Source organism: Azonexus caeni, assembly GCF_048146105.1.
Classification (GTDB): Bacteria; Pseudomonadota; Gammaproteobacteria; order Burkholderiales; family Rhodocyclaceae; genus Azonexus; species Azonexus aromaticus_B.
Genome location: NZ_JBKJAD010000009.1, coordinates 22406 through 44343, shown reverse-complemented (window position 1 = coordinate 44343; position 21938 = coordinate 22406). Strand labels below are relative to the sequence as shown.

Sequence of the window (21938 nt, the reverse complement as noted above, 5' to 3'; positions counted from 1 at the left end):
CATGAAGAAACTGACTGGCATTCTCGCCGCCCTGACGCTGTGCTCGACGCTCGCCCAGGCCGCCCCAACCCTGGAACTGCAGACCAGCCTCGGCCGCATCGTCGTCGAACTAGACGCGCAGAAGGCACCGAAAAGCAGCGCCAACTTCCTGCAATATGCGAAGGACGGTTTCTACAACGGCACCGTCTTCCACCGCGTGATCCCCGGCTTCATGATCCAGGGCGGCGGCTTCGACGCTGGCATGTCGCAGAAAGCTACCCGCGCGCCGATCGAGAACGAGGCGAAGAACGGTCTCAGGAACCGCCGCGGCACGCTGGCCATGGCCCGTACCATGGACCCACACTCGGCGACCGCGCAGTTCTTCATCAACCACGCCGACAATGCCCCGCTCGACTACCCGGGCAACGATGGCTGGGGCTATGCCGTCTTCGGCAAGGTCACCGAGGGCATGGACGTGGTCGACAAGATCGCCAGCCAGCCCACCACCAGCAAGGGCTTCCACCAGGACGTGCCGCGCACGCCGGTGGTCATCCAGAACGTCAAGATTCTCTCCGAAAAATAAGGAACTCCCCCATGATCAAGCTCACCACCAACTTCGGCGTCATCAGCCTCGAACTCGACGCCGAGAAGGCGCCGAAAACCGTCGAGAACTTCATTGCCTACGTCGAAGCCGGGCATTACGACAACACCGTCTTCCACCGCGTGATCAAGAACTTCATGATCCAGGGCGGCGGCATGGAACCGGGCATGAAGCAGAAGGACACTCGCGCGCCGATCGAGAACGAGGCCGCCAACGGCCTGAAGAACGTCCGCGGCAGCATCGCCATGGCGCGCACCAGCGACCCGCACTCGGCCACTGCCCAGTTCTTCATCAACACCGTCGACAACGACTTCCTCGACTTCAAGGCACCGTCCGGCCAGGGCTGGGGCTACTGTGTCTTCGGCCAGGTCGTCGAAGGCATGGACGTGGTCGACAAGATCCGCGCCGTGCGCACCGGCAACAAGGGCTTCCACCAGGACGTGCCGGTCGAGGACGTGATCATCGAAAAAGCGGAAGTGGTTTGATCCTCTTCGTCGCCGACCTCCACCTGTCGCCCCGCACGCCCGGGGCGACAGCGCTGTTTCTCGATTTCCTCGCCGGGCGCGCCCGCCAGGCCTCAGCCTTGTACATTCTTGGCGACCTGTTCGAGACCTGGATCGGTGACGACGACATCGCCTCGCCCGATCATGCCGCGATCGTCGCCGCCTTGCGTGCCGCCAGCGATGCTGGCCTCGCCATCAGCATCATGCACGGCAACCGCGACTTCCTGCTCGGCGACGCCTTCGCCGCCGCTGCTGGCGTCCGCCTGATCAGCGAACCGTATATCCTGTCCACCGCCGAATGGCAGTTCGTGCTCGCCCACGGCGATGCGCTCTGCCTCGACGACGCCGAGTACATGCGCTTCCGCGCCGAGGTCCGGACGCCGGCCTGGCACAGCGCCTTCCTCGCCCGGCCGCTGGCCGAACGGCGGGCCATCGCCGACGGCATGCGCGCCGCCAGCGAAGCCAGCCAGCGCCAGCGCAACACTCCCTACAGCGACCTCCAGCCGGCAGCCACCGAGGACTTCCTGCGCCAGCACGGCTACGCCACCTTCATCCACGGCCACACGCACCAGCCGGCTACCCACGACCACATCGTCGACGGCATCCACGTCGAGCGCTGGGTACTCGCCGACTGGCACGAGGACCGCGGCGAATGCCTGGTCTGGGACGGCGAGGCGCTACACCGCGAAGTCCTGGTCCCGGCCGCCCGATGAAGCAGAACGGCAGCGCCCTCGACATCCTGCGCGATGTCTTCGGCTACCCCGCCTTCCGCGGCGAACAGGCGGAGATCATCGCCCACGTCGCCGGCGGCGGCGACGCCCTGGTGCTGATGCCGACCGGCGGCGGCAAGAGCCTCTGCTACCAGATTCCAGCACTGCTGCGCCCGGGTTGCGCGATCGTCGTCTCGCCGCTGATCGCGCTGATGCAGGACCAGGTCGATGCGCTGACCCAGCTCGGCGTGCGTGCCGCCGTGCTCAACTCGACGCTCGACCGGCGTGAAGCGCAGGCGGTCGAACAAGCGATCTTCGCCGGCCAGCTCGACCTCGTCTACATCGCCCCCGAACGGCTGATGCTCGACCGCACGCTGGCGATGTTCGACGCCCTCTACGAAGCCGGCAAGCTCGCCCTGTTCGCCATCGACGAGGCGCACTGCGTGTCGCAATGGGGGCACGATTTCCGCCCGGAATACCTGCAGTTGTCGGCGCTGCACGAACGCTACCCGCGGGTACCGCGCATCGCGCTGACCGCCACCGCCGACCGGGCGACGCAGAACGAGATGCTGCAGCGCCTGGGCCTCGGCGAAGCGCGCGTCTTCCTGTCCAGCTTCGACCGCCCGAACATCCGCTACACCGTCGTCGAGAAGGACAACGCGCGCCAGCAATTGCTCGGCTTCCTCGGCGGGCGCAAAGGCCAGGCCGGCATCGTCTACTGCCTGTCGCGCAAGAAGGTCGAGGAAACCGCCGCCTGGCTGTCGACACAAGGCTACCCGGCGCTGCCCTACCACGCCGGACTGCCGGCCGACGAGCGCGCCGCCAACCAGCGCCGCTTCCTGCGCGAGGACGGCCTGGTCATGTGCGCGACGATCGCCTTCGGCATGGGCATCGACAAGCCCGACGTGCGCTTCGTCGCCCACCTCGACCTGCCGAAAAGCATCGAGGCCTACTACCAGGAAACCGGTCGCGCCGGCCGCGACGGCGAACCGTCGGAAGCCTGGATGGCCTACGGCATGCAGGACGTCGCCCTGCAGCACGCACGCATTGCCGAATCGGGCGCCGGCGAAGGCCAGAAAATCCTCGAATCGCAACGCCTGACCGCCCTGCTCGCCTACTGCGAGGCGCCGCGCTGCCGGCGCCAGGTGCTGCTCAACTACTTCGGCGAGGAGCGCCAGCCCTGCGGCAACTGCGACGTCTGCGCCGAACCGCCGGAACTGTGGGACGGCACCCAGGCGGCGCAGAAGGCGCTGTCGGCGATCTACCGCACCGGCATGCGCTTCGGCGTCAGCCACCTGATCGACGTGCTGCGCGGCAAGACCAGCGATAAGATGCGCCAGTGGGGCCACGACCGCCTGCCCACCTTCGGCGTCGGCAGCGAACTCGACGAGCGCGAATGGAAGAGCGTCTTTCGCCAGCTCGCCGCCGCCGGCCTGGTCCATGTCGACATGACCGAGCACGGCGCCCTGCAACTGACCGAAGCGGCGCGCGAAGTGCTCAAGGGGCAGCGCGCGGTGCAATTGCGCCGGCCAACCAAGAAACGCGGCACGCCGAGCAAGACCAGCCGCGCCCCGCTGGTCGACCTGGCGCCGGCCGACGCCGCGCTGTTCCAGCGCCTGCGCCAGTGGCGCGCCGAAACCGCGCGCGAACAGGGCGTACCGGCCTACGTCATCCTGCATGACAAGACCCTGCGCGAACTCGCCGAATGCCGCCCGGTCAGCCATGGCCTGCTCGCCGGCATCACCGGCATGGGCAGCGCCAAGATCGAGCACTACGGGGAAGAACTGCTGCAACTGATCCGCGACGAGGCCCGCCATGAAGCATCCTGACCGTCTGACCGCGATCCTCGGCAGCATCGTCGTCGCCGCCCTGATCGTTTCCGGCATCTCCCCCTACGACCGCGCCACCTGGCTGATGGAAGTGGCGCCGGTGCTGCTCGCCCTGCCGTTGCTCTGGCTGACCCGACGCAGCTTTCCGCTCACCGCGCTGCTCTACGTGCTGATCGCCATCCACGCCCTGGTGCTGATCGGCGGCGGCGCCTACACCTACGCCCGGGTACCGTTCGGCTTCTGGCTGCAGGACCTGCTCGGCACGACGCGCAATCCCTACGACAAGGTCGGCCATTTCCTGCAGGGTTTCGTGCCGGCACTGGTCGCCCGCGAAATCCTGCTGCGCGGCGACTGGGTGCGCGGCGCGAAAATGACCGCTTTCCTCTGCGTCTGCATCGCGCTGGCGATCAGCGCCTGCTACGAGCTGATCGAATGGGCGGCGGCGCTGGCCATGGGCCAGGGCGCCAACGAATTCCTCGGCACCCAGGGCGACCCCTGGGACACCCAGTCCGACATGTTCCTCGCGCTGCTCGGCGCGATCGCCGCGCTGCTCCTGCTCTCCGGCTGGCACAACCGCCAGTTGCACCGGCTGCGGCGCGGCTGAGCGGCTGCCTCAGAGGCAGAGCGCGTCGGGATCGGCGCGCATCAGGCGCTTGTTCATCTTGCCGACGCTGGTCTTGACCAGCGTCTTGACGAAGCGCACCTGCAGCAGCACGCCGTAACGCGAAACGCCGGCCGCCTCGATGGCATGCGCGGCATAGTTGCGCAAGGCGTGCTCGCTGACCTGGCCGACGAACTCCGGCTTCAACAGCACCAGCGCCAGCGGCCGCTCGCCCCACTTGTCGTCGGGCACGCCGATCACCGCCACCTCGTGCACCGCGTCGTGGCGGGCGATGATGTCTTCCAGTTGCAGTGATGAGGTCCATTCGCCACCGGTCTTGATCACGTCCTTGATCCGGTCGGTGACCTTGAGATAGCCGGCCGGATCGATGTTGCCGATGTCGGCGGTGTGCAGGTAAGCACCCGCCCACAGTTCTTCGGACGCTTCCGGCGCGTGCAGGTAACCCAGGGTCAGCCAGGGCGAGCGGACGACCACTTCGCCGGTCGCCTTGCCGTCGTGGGCGACGTCGCGCATCTGCGCATCGACGACGCGCAGGTCGACCAGCGGCAAGGGGCGGCCGGTCTTGGCACGGATCACCGCCTGCTCGGCCGGCGACTTTTCCAGGTCGGCGGTCGACAGGTGGGCCAGCGTCAGCACCGGGCAGGTTTCCGACATGCCGTAGCCGGTGAACAGGTCGATGCCGCGAGCCAGCGCGGCGCCGGCCATGGCTTCCGGCATCGCCGCACCGCCGATGACCAGCTTCCAGCCGGAGAAATCGGTTTTCGCCGCCGCCGGATGGCCGAACACCATGTGCAGGATGGTTGGCACGCAATGTGAAAAGCTGACCCCCTCCTCCTCGACCAGGCGGCAGATCACATCCGGCTGGTAGCGGCCGGGATAGACCTGCTTGAGCCCGAGCATCGTCGCCAGGTAGGGGAAGCCCCAGGCGTGGACGTGGAACATCGGCGTCAGCGGCATGTACACGTCTTCGCGGTGCAGGCGCCCCTGGCCGGCCGCGTTGCCGGTACCGCTGGCGATGCCGAGCGTGTGCAGGACCAGTTGCCGGTGGCTGAAATAGACGCCCTTCGGGTTGCCGGTCGTGCCGGTGGTGTAGAAGGTCGTCGCCTGCGCGTTCTCGTCGAAATCCGGAAAGTCGTAATTGGCTTCCGCGGCGGCCAGCATCGCCTCGTACTCGCCGGCGGCGACCACCGGCGACGCCGGCAGCACCGCCTCGTCGCTGATCAAGATGAAGGCACGCACGCTTTCCAGGCGGCCGGCGATCTCGGCGAGGATGGGGAAGAACTCGCTATTGACCATGACCACGTCAGCCCGCGCGTGGTTCAGCGTGTACAGAATCTGTTCCGGACTGAGGCGGACATTGACCGTCTGCAGCACGGCGCCCATCATCGGCACCGCGAAGAAGCTCTCCAGGTAACGATGACTGTCCCAGTCCATCATCGCCACCGTATGGCCGGCCTCGACGCCGAGCGAGGAGAGCACGTTGGCCAGGCGGCCGATACGCTGGCGCAGCTCGCGGTAGGTATAGCGCAGCCGGCCCTGGTAGGTGATTTCCTGGTCTGGCACCGTGGCCAGCGGCGTCAGCAGCAACTGCTTGATCAGCAGCGGATATTGATAGGCCGACGGCGTCGCCCCGACGATTTTTACCGGCATCTGGTTCTCTCCCTGAAACACTGTTCTTTACCGCTGTATTTCAGGGATTTTACGCCTGCCGGCGGCGCCCCGCTCAGCGGTGGCGGCTACCGCTGCGATGTTGTTGCGGCCCGCCGGGTTTTTTCGCGGCTTTCGCCGGTGCCCGCGCCGGCTGCGCCGAACGTCCGCCGCGCGGCGGTTGCGGCGGACGCGGCGCGGCATGCGCCGCCGGCTCGAAACCTTCGATGACGACGCGCTCGAGATTACGCTTGATCAGCTTCTCGATGTCCTTCAGTTGCGGCCGCTCGTCGTGGCAGACCAGCGAGATCGCCTCGCCTTCCATGCCGGCGCGGCCGGTGCGGCCGATGCGGTGCACATAGTCCTCGGGCACGTTGGGCAGTTCGTAGTTGATCACGTAGGGCAAGGCGTCGATGTCGATGCCGCGCGCCGCGATGTCGGTGGCGACCAGCGCCGCCAGCTTGCCTTCCTTGAATTCGCCGAGGACGCGGGTACGCGCGCCCTGCGACTTGTCGCCGTGGATCGCCGCCGCCTTGATGCCGGCCTTGTCCAGTGCCCGCGCCAGGGCGTCGGCGCCATGCTTGGTGCGGGCGAAGACCAGTACCTGATGCAGGCTGCGCGTCTCGAACAGGTGCTTGAGGAGATCCTTCTTCTGCTCGCGGTTGCATTCGATCACCCGCTGCGCCACCGTTTCCGCCGCCGTGTTGCGCGGCGCGACGTCGACCGACACCGGCTGGTGCAGCAGGCCACCGGCCAGCTCGCGGATTTCCGGCGAGAAGGTGGCCGAGAAGAGCAGGTTCTGCCGCTGCTTGGGCAGCAGCGCGATGATCTTGCGGATATCGCGGATGAAGCCCATGTCGAGCATGCGGTCGGCTTCGTCGAGGACGAAGATCTCGATGCTGCCGAGGTCGACGGTCTTCTGCTGGACGTGGTCGAGCAGCCGGCCCGGCGTTGCCACCAGGATGTCGACGCCACGGCGCAGACCGGCAATCTGCGGGTTGATGCCGACACCGCCGAAGACGGCCAGCGAGTTGATCGGCAGGTGCTTGCCGTAGGTCCGCACGCTTTCCTCGACCTGGATCGCCAGTTCGCGGGTCGGCGTCAGGACCAGCACGCGCGGCGTCCGGGCAACGCGGCTGAGACGGTCGTTGGCGCCGGCCGTCAGACGCTGCAGGATGGGCAGCGTGAAGCCGGCGGTCTTGCCGGTGCCGGTCTGCGCCGTGGCCATCAGGTCGTGGCCGGCGAGCACGGCGGGAATCGCCTGCTGCTGGATCGGCGTCGGGGTGTCGTAGCCCTGTTCGGCAACGGCGCGTTGAATGTCGGCGGAAAGGCCGAGTTCGGAAAACTGCATGGGGAAAACTCCGGAAAATTGCCTTCGGGCACCGGCGGCACCCAGGCTGAAGGTCAGTGCAGACCTTCGATGTAATAGTCGACGCGGCCACGCGGCGCCAGGTATTCGACGACCTCGACCGGCAATTTGGCCGGGTTGAGGACGCTATCGATCTTCACGTCGGCCTCGCGCAGGTCGACCAGCAGGGCCTCGCTGCGCGGCACGCCGGGGTCGTGCAGCATGACCAGCGGATGCAGCAGGTCGCTGCTGTTGGTCTCGACGACCAGGCCGACGCTGCCGTCGTTGAGGGCAACGAAGCAGCCGGGCGGATAGACGCCGACCGACTTGACGAAAAGCTGTAGCAGCTCGGGATCGTAATGCGAGCCTTCGCGCTTGAACATGTGCGCCACCGCCTCGCCGGGGGTACGCGCGGTGCTCAGGTCGAACGGGTTGCACAGGTTGTCGTAGCGGTTGGCGATGGCGACGATCCGCGCCAACCGCGGAATGCGGCCAGCCTGCAGGCGATTGGGGAAGCCGCTGCCGTCCCAGCGCTCATGGTGGCAGGCGATGGCGTTGCGCACGCCGACCGGCAGTTCGGGAATCACCGAGACGTGCTTGATGCCGTAGCCGACATGCGCCTGGTAGAACTGCTCCTCGGCGTGCGTGCGCTGGCTGTTGCGCAACACGCGGGCCGGCACCTCGAGCTTGCCGATGTCATGGAACATCGCGCCCAGGCCGAGCCAGCGCATTTCCTCTTCCTCCAGCCCGAGCGCCCGGCCAAGCAGGAGCGACAATACGGCAACGTTCATCGCGTGCTGGGCCATGCCCGGTTCCTTGACCTTCATGTTGACCAGGTGGATGGCGACACTCTGGCTGCCGATCAGGCTGCCGACCATGCGGCCGACGGTGTTCTTGGCCTTGCCGTAGGATTCGGCGGGACGGCTGCCGAGGTCGCGCAGGATGTCGTGAACGCCGTTGGCCTCCTGCTCGTACAGCCGCTCGCAACGGGCCAGCCCTTCCCGCTGGGCGCGCACGCGCTCGGTGCGTTCGCGCTTGTCGTGGATCATCGAGGCCATCACCGCCGCTGAGAAATCCTCTTCCGGCGGCAAGGCCTTCTGTTCCGGTAGCGGCTGCGCCGTACTGCGCGCCGGGTCCCATTCGATTTCCTTGAGCCCCAGGCTGCGCAGGACCTTGATCTGGTCGTGGCTAGTCAGGCGAAAGCGGTTGAGCAGGAACGGGTGGTCGAGCCAGCCCACCCCGGTGATCGAGATGAAGACGCCAGGCTGCAGCCGATCGACCGGGACCGTGTGTTTCATGCGCCGATCAGGGAGAGGCCGCGGTCGAGGTCGGCCTGCAGGTCGGCCTGCGCTTCCAGACCGACAGCAATGCGCAGCAGGCCCTCGCCGATCCCGGCCGCCGCCCGCGCTTCCGGGGAAATCCGGCCGTGCGTGGTGGACGCCGGGTGAGTGATGGTGGTCTTGACGTCGCCGAGGTTGGCGGTGATCGACAACAGGCGGCAGTGGTCGACGACGCCCCAGGCTTCCGGACGACCGCCGCGCACTTCGAAGGAGACGATGGCGCCGCCCGACTTCTGCTGCGTCTTGGCCAGCGCGTGCTGCGGATGCGAGGCCAGCCCCGGGTAATAAACGCGCGCCACCTTGGGATGCGCTTCCAGCCAGGCGGCCAGCCTGGCGGCGTTGGCGGATTGCGCCTCGACGCGCAACTGCAGCGTCTCCAGCCCCTTGAGCAGGACCCAGGCGTTGAACGCCGACAGAGTCGGACCGGCGGTACGCAGATACTTGAAGACTTCCTCGGTCAGTTTCTTCGGGCCGCAGACGGCGCCGCCGAGCACCCGGCCCTGGCCGTCGATGTACTTGGTCGCCGAATGGACGACCAGATCGGCGCCCAGTGCCAGCGGTTTTTGCAGGATAGGCGTGCAGAAGCAGTTATCGACCGCGACCAGGATGCCGCGTTCGTGGGCGATCGCCGCCAGCGCCCGGATGTCGGCGATTTCGGTGAGCGGGTTGGACGGCGTTTCGAGGAAGAACAACCTGGTTTCCGGCCGGATCGCCGCCGCCCAGGCCGCCGGGTCGGTGGCCGGCACGAAGCTGGTGGTGATGCCGGTGCGCGCCAGGATGTTGGAGAACAACTGGACGGTGGCGCCGAACAGGCTGTTCGAGGCGACGATGTGGTCGCCCTGCTTGAGGTGGGCAAGCACCAGCGCCATGATCGCCGACATGCCGCTGGCGGTGGCGACGCAATCCTCGGCGCCTTCCAGGGCGGCGAGGCGTTCCTCGAACATGCTCACCGTCGGGTTGGAGAAACGGGCGTAGACGTTGCCCTCTTCCTCGCCGGAAAAGCGCCGGGCAGCCTGCGCTGCGCTCTCGAAGACGAAGCTGGAGGTCAGGTAGAGCGCCTCGGCGTGCTCACCGAACTGGCTGCGCTGCTGCCCAGCCCGGACGGCCAGGGTTTCCGGCTGGTAATTCGTCGCTTCGCTCATGCTCAGTCCTGTCCCTCGGCGAGACCCAGCACCAGTTGCTGCGAGGCCTTGCCGTCGCCGTCCTCGTCGTTCTTGCCAGCCTTGCCGCCGCGCTTGCCTTCGACCGCGTCGAGGTAATACTCGTCGATGTCACCGGTCACGTAGCAACCATCGAAACAGGAAGCGTCGAACACCGTCAGGTCCGGACGCAGTTTGGTCACCGATTGCTTGAGCGCTTCGATGTCCTGGTAAACCAGCGCGTCGGCGCCGATTTCGGCGGCGATCTGAGCGTCGGTGCGGCCAGTGGCGATCAGTTCGGCACGGGTCGGCATGTCGATGCCGTACACGTTCGGATAGCGCACCGGCGGCGCCGCCGACGCGAAGTAGACCTTGACCGCGCCAGCGGCGCGGGCCATCTCGACGATCTCGCGACTGGTCGTGCCGCGGACGATGGAGTCGTCGACCAAGAGCACCCGCTTGCCCTTGAATTCCTGGCCACAGGTATTGAGCTTCTGGCGCACCGATTTCCGCCGCATCGCCTGGCCGGGCATGATGAAGGTGCGGCCGACATAGCGGTTCTTGACGAAGCCTTCGCGGAACGGGATGCCCAGCGCCTGCGCCAGTTGCATCGCCGACGGGCGGCTGGAGTCGGGAATCGGGATGACGACGTCGATCTCGTCCACCGGAATCACTTTTTTAACCTTCTCGGCCAGCAGTTCGCCCATCGCCAGCCGCGCCTCATAGACCGAAACGCCGTCGATCACGGTATCCGGCCGGGCGAGATAGACGTATTCGAAGATGCACGGCGCGTACATCGGCTGCTGCGCGCACTGGCGGCTGTGCAAGTTGCGTTCGAGGTCGATGAAGACTGCCTCGCCCGGCTCGATGTCGCGCACCATCTGGAAGCCGAGGGTGTCGAGGGCAACCGATTCCGAGGAAATCAGGTACTCCATGCCGTCGGCGGTCTCGTTCTGGCCGTAGATCAGCGGCCGGATGCCGTGCGGGTCGCGGAAGGCGAGCAGGCCGTAGCCGGCGATCAGGGCGACCACCGCGTAGGCGCCACGGCAACGGCGATGGACGCCGGCCACCGCCTGGAAGATGCTGTCCACATCGAGCTCGTAACCATGCGCAGCCGACTGCAGTTCGTGGGCGAGCACGTTGAGCAGGACTTCAGAATCGGAATTGGTGTTGATGTGCCGGCGGTCGAGACGGAACATCTCGTCCTTCAGTTGCTCGGCGTTGGTCAGGTTGCCGTTGTGGCCGAGGACGATGCCGAACGGCGAATTGACGTAGAAGGGCTGCGCTTCAGCGAAGTTGTAGGCCGAGCCGGCGGTCGGGTAGCGGACGTGGCCGATGCCCCAGTTGCCCGGCAGGGCGCGCATGTTGCGGGTGCGGAAGACGTCGCGCACCAGCCCCGGGCCCTTGTGCAGATGGAAGGTGTTGCCCTCGGCCGTGGCGATGCCGGCAGCGTCCTGACCACGATGCTGAAGCACCATCAGGCCATCGTAAAGCAACTGGTTGACCGGCGTGGTTGCCATGACACCGAGAATCCCGCACATAGTTTGTTTCCTGATTAACTGAATCGAATACGTTTTGCCAGATCGAGCGGCAGCATCGGCTTGACCGCAAGAACGGCAGTTTCCAGCGGCGGCGCCAGCGTCGCCTCGCGCCACCAGGGTTGGCTGGGCGCGGCGGTCATGCCGCCAAGCGCCACCAGAAGCATGATGATCAACAGCCCGCGCGCCAGCCCGAAGAACATGCCGAGCAGGCGGTCGGAGACGGTCAGGCCGAGCGCCTTGATCGCCTTCTGCAGCAGCAGGCGGACGATGGCCATGACGACCAGGACGCCGACGAAGATCAGCACGCAGCCGATCAGGGTACGGACCGTCGCATCGGCAAGGTCGAGCGGCAGCAGCGCGCCGAGTTGGGCGCCGAAGCTGAAGGCAGCGAAGATGCCGAGCCCCCAGGCGAGCAGCGCGATCACTTCGCTGATCATGCCGCGCCACAGGCCGAAGACAAGCGACAGCCCGACGACGGTCAGCGCGATGTAGTCGAACATCGTCATGGCTTGGGCGCCACCACTCCGGAAACGCCAATCTTCTGCATCCTGGCCAGCGCCTTGTCGGCCGCCTCGCGGTTGGCGAAGGGACCGGCGCGCACGCGAATCTTCTTGCCCTGCGGCGAATCGAGCGGCTCGGTGTAGGTCTTGATGCCGAGTTCGCCGAGCTTCTTGCGCAGATTGACGACGTTGGCCTCGTTGGAGAAAGCGCCGATCAGAATCAGGTGCGCCCCGCCGGCGGCCGGCGTGCTGGCGGTCACCGGCTTGCCGGCGAGAATCGCCGCCGCCCGCCGGGCTTCGTCATCGGCCGCCGGCTTGGCGGCCTCGGCTTTCTTCTCGGCCGGCGGTTTGGCTGCCGACTCGGGTTTCTTTTCAGGGGTCGGCTTGGCCGGTTTTTCCGGCGCTTTCTCGGCGCTCTTCGCCGGCTTGCTTTCAGCCGGCTTGGCGGCCGGCTTTTCCGTTGCCGGCGCGTCAGTCGGTTTCTTCGGCTTGCCATCGGCACCGAGCACGGGTTGCGTGCGCACCGTCTCGACGACGCGCGCTGCCGGCGCCACATCGAGCGGACGAGCTTCGACGGAGGATTGCACCGGCGCCTCGGCCATCCGTGGCGCCGCTTCCACGGCCAGGGGCGCGGCGGCTTCGCCAGCGCTGCGCGCCGGCTCGCTTTCCTGCGGCACCGCCACCATCGCCGGATTGAACGGTTTCTCGTCCTGCCCCGGAATGCGGATTTCGACATCCTGCAGCGGTGGGCGCGGATCGTGGTCCATCAGCATCGGCAACACCAGGGCAACCACGGAGACGAAAAAGACCGCGCCGACCAGGCGGCGACGGGCGCGTTTCTTGAGTTGCAACTGAGCGTCGTTGTCTTCCATCAATCAGGCCTTCCTGTTTAGCGCTGAGAGCGCGCCGGCCACGGTATAGAACGATCCGAAGGCGAGGATTCTATCACTTTCGCCGGCCGCCTCCCGGGCCGCCTGCAGCGCGGCTGCCGGCGTTTCGTGACAGACGATGGCGCCGCCGAGTTCCCCGCCGCGGACGATTTCCGCCAGAGTCGCGGCGCTGGTGCCGCGCGGTCCGCCCAGCGTCGTCAGGTGCCAGACGTCGACCCGCCCCTTGAGCGGCGCCAGCGCGCCGGCGATGTCCTTGTCGGCGAGCATGCCGACAACGGCGTAGGTGCGGTCAAAAAAACCCATGCTGGAAATGTTGTCGGCCAACACGCGAATCGCCTGCGGATTGTGGCCGACGTCGAGGACGATCGCCGGTTTTCCCGGGATAACCTGGAAACGGCCGGCCAGTTCAGTTTCGATCAGGCCCGGGCGGATCGCCTGCATGGTCACCGGCAGCCGGTCGCCCAGCGCCTCCAGCGCGGCCAGCGCGACGCTGGCATTGAGCAATTGGGTCGGCCCACGCAGACCGGGATGGGCCAACGTGCGCTTGACCAGGCCGCCAGCGCCGCGACACCACCAGCGCCACTGCAGGCGATTCTCGCTAGCCTCGGCAGCCGGCCGTTCAAAGCCGAAGTCGCGGCCGAGCAAACGCAGGTCGGCGCCGATCGCCGCCGCATGGTCGAGCAGGGACTGCGGCGGCTGCGGGTCGGCGCACAGCGCCGGCTTGCCGGAACGGAAGATGCCGGCCTTCTCGAAACCGATCGATTCCCGGTCCGGCCCCAACCAGTCGGTGTGGTCGAGGGCAATGCCGGTGACGATGGCGACGTCCGGCTCGTAGATGTTCACGGCGTCGAGCCGGCCGCCCAAGCCGACTTCGAGGATCGCCGCTTCGACGCCGGCAGCGGCGAAGACTTCCCAGGCGGCGAGGGTGCCGAATTCGAAATAGGTCAGCGCGACGCCGCTCGCCAGGCGCGCCGCTTCGACCCGGGCGAAGGCGGCGCAGAGCGCGGCATCGTCGACCGGCTGGCCGTTGAGGCGGACACGCTCGTTGTAGGCGAGCAGGTGCGGCGAGGTATAGCAGCCGACCCGGTAGCCGGCGCGATCGATGATGTTGGCCAGGTAGGCGCAGGTCGATCCCTTGCCGTTGGTACCGCCGACGATGATCACCGGGCAGTGCTGGGCCTGCGCCAGGGCTTCCTTGACCCGACGCACGCGGTCGAGACCGAGCTCGATGCCGGCCTGGCCTTTCGGATGCAGCCCTTCGAGGTGAGCCAGCCAGTCGGCGAGCGTCTTCAAGCGGCAGCCGGCTGCTTGAGCAGCAGCGACAGGGTGGCGGCGACCTTGTCGCGCAGTTCGCGACGGTCGACGATGAGGTCGATGGCGCCCTTTTCGAGCAGGAATTCGGCGCGCTGGAAGCCTTCCGGCAGTTTCTCGCGCACCGTCTGTTCGATGACGCGCGGCCCGGCGAAGCCGATCAGCGCATTGGGCTCGGCGATGACCACATCGCCGACGAAGGCGAAGGACGCCGAAACGCCGCCCATGGTCGGATCGGTGAGGATGGAAATGAAGGGCTGGCCGATCTGCGACAGCCGGGTCAGCGCCGCCGTCGTCTTGGCCATCTGCATCAGCGAAAAGAGGCCTTCCTGCATGCGCGCCCCGCCGGAAGCGGCGACGCAGATGAAAGGCGTCTTCTGCTCGATCGCCGCATTGACGCCGCGCACGAAGCGCTCGCCGAGCACCGACCCCATCGAACCGCCCATGAAGTCGAACTCGAAAGCGGCGGCAACCACCGGCAGGTTCTTGATCGCGCCCTGCATGACCACCAGCGAGTCGCTCTCGCCGGTGTCGCGGTTGGCTTCCATCAGGCGCTCCGGATACTTCTTGGAGTCCTTGAACTTCAGGGTATCGACCGGCAGCACTTCGAGGCCGATCTCGAAGCGGCCTTCCGGATCGAGCAGCAGGTCGAGGCGCTGACGGGCGTTGATGCGGTTGTGGTGGCCGCACTTGGGACAGACGTTGAGGTTCTTCTCCAGATCGGTCGCGTAGAGCACCGCCTCGCAGGCCGGGCACTTGCTCCACAGGCCTTCCGGCAGGTTGCTGCGGCGCTGCCCCTGCTCGCGCTTGATTTTCGGGGGAAGGAGTTTGTCCAGCCAGCTCATGCTTTCACCTCGTCAACACCGCGACGGATGTCCGCCACCAGCGCCTTGACCCTGGCGCAGGCGGTTTCCGCGGTCGATTGCTCGATTTCTTCGATAATCCGGCTGCCGACGACGACGGCATCGGCAAAGGCGGCGATGCGCGCGGCAGTGGCCGCGTCGCGGATGCCGAAGCCGACACCGACCGGCAGACCGGTCTGTTCGCGGATCAGCGGCAGCTTCTGCGCCACCGCGTCCACATTGAGCGCGCCGGAACCGGTCACCCCGGCCAGCGACACGTAATAGACATAACCGCTGGCGATCTTCGCCGTGTGGGCGATGCGCTCGGCGCTGGAAGTCGGCGCGATGAGGAAGATCGGATCCATGCCGTTGGCCTTCATCGCGGCGCCAAAACGCTCGGCTTCCTCGGGCGGGTAATCGACCACCAGCACGCCATCGACGCCCGATTGCGCGGCCTTCTCGGCGAACGTCTCCAGCCCCATCGCTTCGATCGGGTTGGCGTAGCCCATCAGCACCACCGGCGTCTTATCGTCCTCGGTACGGAAGCGGGTCACCAGTTGCAGCACCTTGCGCAGGCTCATGCCCTTCGCCAGCGCCCGCTCGGAGGCGCGCTGGATGGTCGGACCGTCGGCCATCGGGTCGGAGAAGGGAACCCCCAGCTCGATGATGTCGGCGCCGGCTTCGACCAGCGCGTGCATCAGCGGCACGGTCAGGTCGGCGTCGGGATCGCCGGCGGTGATGAAGGGAATCAGCGCCTTGCGGCCCTCGCCATTGAGGCGTGCAAAAGTTTGTTGGATGCGCGACATCAGAATACGATTCCCGACTTTTCGGCCACGGTGTGCATGTCCTTGTCACCCCGGCCGGAGAGGTTGACCAGCAGAATCTTGTCCTTGGCGAGCGTCGGCGCCAGCTTCATCGCGTAGGCGATGGCGTGGCTCGACTCCAGCGCCGGGATGATGCCCTCCAGGCGGCACAGATCGTGGAAGGCCTTGAGCGCCTCGTCGTCCTTGATCGGCTGGTATTCGGCGCGGCCGATGTCCTTCAGCCAGGCGTGTTCCGGGCCGACGCCGGGATAGTCGAGGCCGGCCGAGACCGAGTGCGTCTCGATGATCTGACCGTCCTCGTTCTGCAGCAGGTAGGTGCGGTTGCCGTGCAGCACGCCGGGCACGCCGGCGGTCAGCGAGGCCGCGTGCAGGCCGGTCTCGATGCCGGAACCGGCGGCTTCGACACCGATAAGGCGGACATCCGGCACATCGATGTAAGGATAGAAAATACCCATCGCGTTGGAACCGCCGCCGACCGCAGCGATCACTGCATCCGGCTGGCGCCCGGCCATTTCCGGCATCTGTTCGAGGCATTCCTCGCCGATGATCTTCTGGAAGTCGCGCACCAGCATCGGGTAGGGGTGCGGACCGGCAACGGTGCCGATGATGTAGAAGGTGTTGTGGATGTTGGTGACCCAGTCGCGCATCGCTTCGTTGAGCGCGTCCTTCAGCGTCTTCGAGCCGGACTCGACGGGTACCACGGTGGCGCCGAGCAGCTTCATGCGATAGACGTTGGCCGCCTGGCGACGCACGTCCTCGCTGCCCATGTACACCACACACTCGAAGCCGTAGCGGGCGGCGACCGTAGCCGTCGCCACGCCATGCTGGCCGGCGCCGGTTTCGGCGATGACGCGCGGCTTGCCCATGCGCTTGGCGAGCAGGGCCTGGCCGATGCAGTTGTTCACCTTGTGCGCGCCGGTGTGGTTGAGGTCCTCGCGCTTGAGGTAGATCTGGGCGCCGCCGCAGACCTCGGAGAGGCGCTTGGCGTGGTAGATCGGCGACGGACGGCCGACGAAATGCTTGAGTTCGTAATCGTACTCGGCGCGGAAGGCCGGGTCGGCCTGGGCGGCGGCGTAGGCGGCCTTCAGCTCGTCAAGGGCGCCAAACAACGTTTCGGCGACGAAGACGCCACCATAGGGACCGAAATGGCCGCTGGCGTCGGGAAAACTGTAATGCGATTGGGACATGGCGAAACTCCTGGAAAATGGGTGAACGGAAAAAGGCAAACCGCCCGTTTCAGGGATGGTTCGCCTGATGACGCCGCCAACAGTTCCGGGTGATCCCACCCGCCGATTTCCGCATCTTCTTTCCTAAATTGAGCCCACCGCCGCCTCGGCCGCCCGCACGGCGGCGACGAACGCGGCGATCTTGTCGTGATCCTTGATGCCCTTGCCCGCTTCGACACCCGACGAAACATCGACCGCCACCGGCCGCACCCGGCGGATGGCGTCGCCGACGTTGCCGGCATGCAGCCCGCCCGACAACACCAGATACCCCGGCAAGTCCGGCGGAATCAGCATCCAGTCGAAGACGTGACCGCCGCCGCCGTAGCCTTCGACGAAAGCGTCGAGCAACAAACCGCGCGCATTGGAATACGAGCGCGCGAATTCTACCAGATCAAGCCCCGGCCTCACGCGCGCCGCTCGCAGCCAGGGTCTGGCGAAGCTGCGACAGAATTCCGGCGTCTCGTCGCCGTGAAATTGCAGCAGGTTGAGCGGTACCGTCGCGCTGGTCGTCGCGACATCGTCCGCCGTGGCGTTGACGAAAAGGCCGACGACGTCGACGAAGGGCGGCACCCGGCATGCCAGTTCGGCGGCGCGTTCCGGCGTCACATAACGCGGGCTGGGCGGGTAGAAAACGAAGCCGATGGCGTCGGCACCGGCGGCGACGGCGGCATCGACATCAGCTTCGCGGGTCAGGCCGCAGATCTTGATGCGGGTTTTCATGTCAGCATTCCATCGAGAAAATCATCGGCCGGCTCGGGCAGGCCCCAGTGCGGCTCGTAAACCGGCCCGCGAAAGTAAAGCCCATCGGGCGAAAAGGTCGGCGCCGCCAGCTTGCGGTCGCGCATCTGCAACAGTTCGTCGACCCAGCCGGGCGACTGGGCGCCCTTGCCGATATGGACCAGACTGCCGACCAGGTTGCGCACCATGTGATGCAGGAAGGCACTGGCCGCGAAATCGAAGACGAACATCGCCCCGCACTGGCGTACCGAGGCTGCCGTCATCAGCTTGACCGGCGATTTGGCCTGGCACTGCGCCGCCCGGAAGGCCGAGAAATCGTGTTCGCCGGGCAAGCGGGCGCAAGCGTCCTGCATCGCCGCCAGGTCGAGCGGCAGGTGGAACCAGCCGACCCGTCCCTGCCAGAGCCCCGGCCGCTGCGGCCGGTTGAGCAGCAGGTAGCGGTAGCGTCGGCCATGCGCACTGAAGCGGGCATGGAATTCATCGCTCACCGGCTGCGCCCAGCGCACCGCGACGCCGTCCGGCAGATGCGTGTTGACGCCGCGCACCCAGGCCGTGAGCGGCCGCTCGACCGGCGCGTCGAAATGCACCACCTGCTGGATGGCATGGACGCCGGCATCGGTACGACCGGCGCACAAAGTCGCCACCGGCTGCCCGGCGATTCTCGCCAGCGCCGCCTCCAGCGCGTCCTGGACGGTGCGGCCGCCGGCCTGGCTCTGCCAGCCGCGGAAGGGCGAGCCGAAATACTCGACGCCGAGCGCCAGCCTCATGACAGCGCCACGCCCAGCAACAGGAGGAGGGCCAGTAGCACGGGCCAGGCATCGCGCGCCCGCCAGGCCGGGTATTCCAGACGGACGACGGCGCTGCCCGCGGCGAAATCCGGTGTCGTATGCAGCAGGCGGCGCCAGGCGCCTTTTTCCGGCGGCTCCTGCAGGCGCTCGAGCACCAGCGCCAAGCGTACCAGCAGACGCTCGCTGTCCAGCCCGCAAGCCCGCGCCGGCGCCAGGGCCCCCCACAAACCGGCGAGCATGCCGTCGCGCCCGAGGCGGACGAGCAGCCAGGACAGGCAGCCGAGGACGACGAGCAGGCGTACCGCGTGCAGGCTGGCTTCGGCGATGCCTTCGTAGGTCGGCGCCCAGACCAGGTCGGCGTAGGCTTCCCCAGGCGTGTTGTAGGCCAGGATCAGCCACAGCGTCAGCAACAGCCAGCGCGCCCGATAGACGAAGCCGAGCCAGACGCGCAGCACGCCCGGCAGCACGCCGAGCAGGACGGCGAATGCCGCCAGCGGCGGATAAGCCAGGTATTGCACGGCGATCACGGCGGACGACCAGAGGATCAGGGCGGCAGTGGGATGCAAAACAGCTCCATCAAAAACAGACGGCCCCAGCGGGGCCGTCTGCCAAGTGCGGGAGAGTAATTTTACCCGCCAATGCGGCCGAGGATTTCCTGCGCCTGAGCCACCAGGTCGGCAGAGCCTTCGCCGAGAACTTCCTGAAGCAATTCGCGGGCCCCCTCGAGGTCGCCCATTTCCTCGTAGGCTTTGGCCAGATCAAGCTTGGTGTTGACCTCTTCCCAGCGGGCGTCCCTTTCCGGCTCGGCCGCGGCGTCCGGAGCAGGCGCTGGAGGCGGCACGGAAAGATCAAGATTGATCGCGTCCATGTCGAATTCCGAATTCATCATCGGCTGACCGAGGAAGACGGAATCGCTGAGCTTGACGTCGAAATCCATGTCGCCGGCGGTGCCGTTCGGATTGACCACGGTGCTGGTCAGACCCGGATGGTCGATCTCTCCCAGCCCGGTGTCAGCCAACGCGTCGCTGACCGGTTCAAGTTTGTCGGCAACGCTCGGCGCCGCGGCCGGTTCCGAAGCCCGCAGCGCGTCAAAGGAGAAATCACTGGCCGACATCTGACCCAGGCCGGTACCGGAAACAACCAGCGTACCTTCGGGCGAAAAGTCGGGGGCAGCGGCTTCTTCCATCGGAGCAGCGATATCGAAATCGGCACTGTCCGGCAGATCGATGCTATCGAAATCGACAACCAAGTCTTCCGTGTCAGCGGCTTCTCCGGCGTGGGCTGGGGTTTCCGCAGCCGCGGCCTCATCGGCAACCAGACCGCTGAGGTCGAAATCGAGCGCATCGGCAACGTTCTCGCCAGTCACCACGGTATCGACATAAGGCTCAACGGCCGGAGCCGGAACATCCTCCTCCGGCGGCGTCACGGCTTCCGTCGAAGTATCGCCCAGATCGAAATCCAGACTCATCCCGCCATCATCTTCCGGCATCGCCGGCTCAGCAACCAAGGACTCGACCATCGGCACCACGGCGGGTTCGGAAACCGGCACGGCGCTGACTGCCGGCGCCGCTTCCTCGACCTCGATGGCCGGCACCACGACCTCGGCGACAGCAGGCTGCGCGGCCGCGGCCGCAGCTGCGGCAACAGCCGCCGAAGAGGCTACCAGCGTCGCATCCGGATCAAACCCCTTTTCCTTTGCCGCTCCGCCGTACAAGGGGTTGCCCGGGTCGATACCGGCGCCGAGCGCGGCAACCTTTTCCCATTCCGGCCCCTGGCCGCTGGTCAGTGCGTAAAGCTCGCTGGCCAGGGTCTCGAATTGCTTGAGGCTGCGCCGACCGGCATAAATCTCGAGTAGCTTGACGTGAATCGCCAGACGATTGGGATCCTTCTGCATCGCTTCGAGCAGGATTTCCTCAGCCTGCGCATCGCGACCATAGGCCATGTAGACATCGGCTTCGGCAACCGGATCGACCTCGTCGGTATCAATGGTCCCCGGTCCCGCCTGGCTGAAATCACCGGTATGCGGCGGCGTGCTGCCGGTATCGATGCTCTGTCCGCCAGTCACCCCGAATACCGAATTGGGACCGAGACTGGATGGAGCCGGCACGGCGGTCACCTGAGTGACCGGCCCGGCGGCGCTCTTGCGCCGACGGCTGTACAACCAGCCGGCACCGAGCAAGGCGAGAACGGCGGCGCCACCGAGCAGGGGCATCGCGCCTTCCAGTTCGCTGGGCTCCTCGGGCGGTTCCGGCGGAGGAGCAACCGGCTTCGGCGGCGCCGGCGGTGGCGTCACCTGCGCCGGCGGCTCGGCTGGCTTCTCCTCGACGGGCGCCGGAGCGTTGGCGTCGATGACTCGCGCACCACCTTCGCTGGCAAGCGGCGGGGTCGGCGCAGCGGCGGGTTCAGCAACCGGCGGTGTCGGTTCGGGTTTGGTCGCCGCCGCTTCCGGTTTGGCGGCCGGCGCCGGAGCCGGCGCCGCAACCGCGGCAGGTTTTTCCAGTTCGGCCAGACGCTGGTTCTTCAGTTCGAGGAGCTTCTGCAGCTCGCCGATATTGCGCTCCAGTTGCGCCAAGCGTGTCTGAGACTCCTGCATCGCCTTTTCCGAGGCGACGCGATCAATCACCGAGGCCGAGGGCGCGTCTGCCCGGGAGACTTTGACCTGATCCCGCGTCGCATCGACAACCGGCGCCTTTTCCTCGATCTTGGGCGTGATCTTGCCGCCGCTGCTTTGCCCGGCAGGCGCTTCCGCTTTGGTGGCCGGCGCTGCGACGGCTGCCGCAGCCAACTTGCGCCGATAGGCAGCAAAATCGCCGGCGGAGACGTACACCGCCCGCGCTTCCTTCTGCGAGACCGCAGCAACCACGCTCTCCTCGGGCACATTGAGGATGACGCCCGACTTCAGGCGATTGATGTCCTTGCCAATGAAGGCGTCGCTGTTGCCGCGATAGAGGCCGACCAGCATCTGCTCGAGCGATACCGATGCGTAACGGCGTTCACGGGCGATCTTGACCAGCGTATCGCCCTTGGCGACGAGATGGGTCTTGTCATCGCCAGTCTTGGTCGCACTGCCTTCTGCGGGTTTCTCTTCGACCTTGGGCTTGGCTGGCGCCGCCGGCTTCGGCGCGGCTGCCGCTCCACCACGGACGGTCTCCACCACCTTGGCATCAACCGTGTTGCGCTGCCCCTGCTGCGCCGCGAATTCCGGCGGGTCGAGCAGGAAAGTATATTCACGGACCAGACGTCCAGCCGGCCAGTTCAGCTCGACCAGAAAGTCGAGGAAGGGTTCGTTGACCGGGTGGACCGAAGTCAGGCGCAACACGGTCTTGCCGTTACGCCGTTTTTCCACTTTGAACTGCAGGTCGCTCAGGGCTGAAGCAAAGTCGACGCCGGCCTGCTTGAACACTTCGGGAGGCGCCAGGCGCGCCGTCATCCCAGACAGTTCTTCGCTGCTCGCGGCGATTTCCACCTCGGCCTTCAGCGGTTGCCCCAGACTGGAAAAGACCGTCAGCTTCCCGAGTCCGGCGGCTTCGGCAAGCGAGGTCGCGAGCGACAATGACGAA

Annotated in this window: 20 protein-coding genes; 5 read left to right on the top strand and 15 right to left on the bottom strand. The window is 66.6% G+C overall.

All coding sequences use genetic code 11. The features are described 5' to 3' along the window. Position 1: 1 nt before the first annotated feature. Genes ACLIIZ_RS10800 through ACLIIZ_RS10780 form a run of 5 tightly spaced genes read left to right on the top strand, consistent with a single transcriptional unit; the run spans position 2 to position 4226 of the window. Positions 2-562 carry a peptidylprolyl isomerase gene (locus ACLIIZ_RS10800; RefSeq protein ID WP_416692096.1) on the top strand — a complete coding sequence of 187 codons (561 nt, stop codon included), beginning with the start codon at positions 2-4 and terminating at the stop codon, positions 560-562. Between the two features lie 11 nt (positions 563-573). Continuing rightward, the gene (locus tag ACLIIZ_RS10795; protein ID WP_416692095.1) at positions 574-1065 is read left to right on the top strand and encodes a peptidylprolyl isomerase; all 492 of its coding nucleotides are present in this window, start codon (positions 574-576) and stop codon (positions 1063-1065) included. Next, positions 1062-1796 carry a UDP-2,3-diacylglucosamine diphosphatase gene (locus ACLIIZ_RS10790; RefSeq protein ID WP_416692094.1) on the top strand — a complete coding sequence of 245 codons (735 nt, stop codon included), beginning with the start codon at positions 1062-1064 and terminating at the stop codon, positions 1794-1796. Before ACLIIZ_RS10795 ends, ACLIIZ_RS10790 begins: the two co-directional genes overlap by 4 nt. After that, entirely contained in the window at positions 1793-3622 is a 1830-nt protein-coding gene (gene recQ / locus ACLIIZ_RS10785; protein ID WP_416692093.1) for a DNA helicase RecQ, read from the top strand. The genes ACLIIZ_RS10790 and recQ overlap by 4 nt, the downstream gene beginning before the upstream one ends. After that, the gene (locus ACLIIZ_RS10780) at positions 3609-4226 is read left to right on the top strand and encodes a DUF2238 domain-containing protein (protein ID WP_416692092.1); all 618 of its coding nucleotides are present in this window, start codon (positions 3609-3611) and stop codon (positions 4224-4226) included. Before recQ ends, ACLIIZ_RS10780 begins: the two co-directional genes overlap by 14 nt. 9 nt (positions 4227-4235) lie before the next feature. Here the strand turns inward: ACLIIZ_RS10780 and ACLIIZ_RS10775 are convergent, their stop codons facing one another. The 15 genes from ACLIIZ_RS10775 to ACLIIZ_RS10705 all read right to left on the bottom strand — a co-directional run bounded on the left by ACLIIZ_RS10775 (position 4236) and on the right by ACLIIZ_RS10705 (position 21931). Further along, positions 4236-5894, bottom strand: coding sequence for a fatty acid--CoA ligase (locus ACLIIZ_RS10775; protein ID WP_416692091.1), 1659 nt, complete (start codon positions 5892-5894; stop codon positions 4236-4238). A gap of 73 nt (positions 5895-5967) precedes the next feature. Further along, positions 5968-7242 carry a DEAD/DEAH box helicase gene (locus ACLIIZ_RS10770; RefSeq protein ID WP_416692090.1) on the bottom strand — a complete coding sequence of 425 codons (1275 nt, stop codon included), beginning with the start codon at positions 7240-7242 and terminating at the stop codon, positions 5968-5970. A gap of 53 nt (positions 7243-7295) precedes the next feature. Continuing rightward, positions 7296-8537 (bottom strand): HD-GYP domain-containing protein, encoded by a 1242-nt coding sequence (locus ACLIIZ_RS10765; RefSeq protein WP_416692089.1) that lies wholly within the window; start codon positions 8535-8537, stop codon positions 7296-7298. Continuing rightward, positions 8534-9721: an O-succinylhomoserine sulfhydrylase gene (locus ACLIIZ_RS10760; protein ID WP_416692088.1), complete on the bottom strand. Its 1188-nt coding sequence runs from the start codon at positions 9719-9721 to the stop codon at positions 8534-8536. Before ACLIIZ_RS10760 ends, ACLIIZ_RS10765 begins: the two co-directional genes overlap by 4 nt. 2 nt (positions 9722-9723) lie before the next feature. Next, positions 9724-11259, bottom strand: coding sequence for an amidophosphoribosyltransferase (gene purF, locus ACLIIZ_RS10755; RefSeq protein ID WP_416692087.1), 1536 nt, complete (start codon positions 11257-11259; stop codon positions 9724-9726). 14 nt (positions 11260-11273) lie between these two features. Further along, the gene (locus tag ACLIIZ_RS10750) at positions 11274-11765 is read right to left on the bottom strand and encodes a CvpA family protein (protein ID WP_416692086.1); all 492 of its coding nucleotides are present in this window, start codon (positions 11763-11765) and stop codon (positions 11274-11276) included. After that, on the bottom strand, positions 11762-12631 hold the full coding sequence (locus ACLIIZ_RS10745; RefSeq protein ID WP_416692085.1) for an SPOR domain-containing protein: 870 nt from the start codon (positions 12629-12631) through the stop codon (positions 11762-11764). Before ACLIIZ_RS10745 ends, ACLIIZ_RS10750 begins: the two co-directional genes overlap by 4 nt. Before the next feature lie 3 nt (positions 12632-12634). Beyond that, a complete protein-coding gene (gene folC / locus ACLIIZ_RS10740; protein WP_416692084.1) occupies positions 12635-13942 on the bottom strand; it encodes a bifunctional tetrahydrofolate synthase/dihydrofolate synthase in 1308 nt (435 codons plus the stop codon). After that, on the bottom strand, positions 13939-14805 hold the full coding sequence (gene accD, locus ACLIIZ_RS10735; RefSeq protein WP_416692083.1) for an acetyl-CoA carboxylase, carboxyltransferase subunit beta: 867 nt from the start codon (positions 14803-14805) through the stop codon (positions 13939-13941). Before accD ends, folC begins: the two co-directional genes overlap by 4 nt. Continuing rightward, entirely contained in the window at positions 14802-15608 is an 807-nt protein-coding gene (trpA, locus tag ACLIIZ_RS10730) for a tryptophan synthase subunit alpha (protein ID WP_416692082.1), read from the bottom strand. The genes accD and trpA overlap by 4 nt, the downstream gene beginning before the upstream one ends. Next, on the bottom strand, positions 15608-16813 hold the full coding sequence (gene trpB / locus ACLIIZ_RS10725; RefSeq protein ID WP_416692081.1) for a tryptophan synthase subunit beta: 1206 nt from the start codon (positions 16811-16813) through the stop codon (positions 15608-15610). Before trpB ends, trpA begins: the two co-directional genes overlap by 1 nt. A 123-nt stretch (positions 16814-16936) precedes the next feature. Beyond that, positions 16937-17572, bottom strand: coding sequence for a phosphoribosylanthranilate isomerase (locus ACLIIZ_RS10720; RefSeq protein WP_416692080.1), 636 nt, complete (start codon positions 17570-17572; stop codon positions 16937-16939). After that, positions 17569-18357: a tRNA pseudouridine(38-40) synthase TruA gene (gene truA, locus ACLIIZ_RS10715; RefSeq protein ID WP_416692079.1), complete on the bottom strand. Its 789-nt coding sequence runs from the start codon at positions 18355-18357 to the stop codon at positions 17569-17571. The genes ACLIIZ_RS10720 and truA overlap by 4 nt, the downstream gene beginning before the upstream one ends. Next, the gene (locus ACLIIZ_RS10710) at positions 18354-18944 is read right to left on the bottom strand and encodes a hypothetical protein (RefSeq protein ID WP_416692078.1); all 591 of its coding nucleotides are present in this window, start codon (positions 18942-18944) and stop codon (positions 18354-18356) included. The genes truA and ACLIIZ_RS10710 overlap by 4 nt, the downstream gene beginning before the upstream one ends. Positions 18945-19006: 62 nt before the next feature. Beyond that, positions 19007-21931, bottom strand: coding sequence for a motility hub landmark protein FimV (locus ACLIIZ_RS10705; protein ID WP_416692077.1), 2925 nt, complete (start codon positions 21929-21931; stop codon positions 19007-19009). Between the last annotated feature and the right edge of the window lie 7 nt (positions 21932-21938).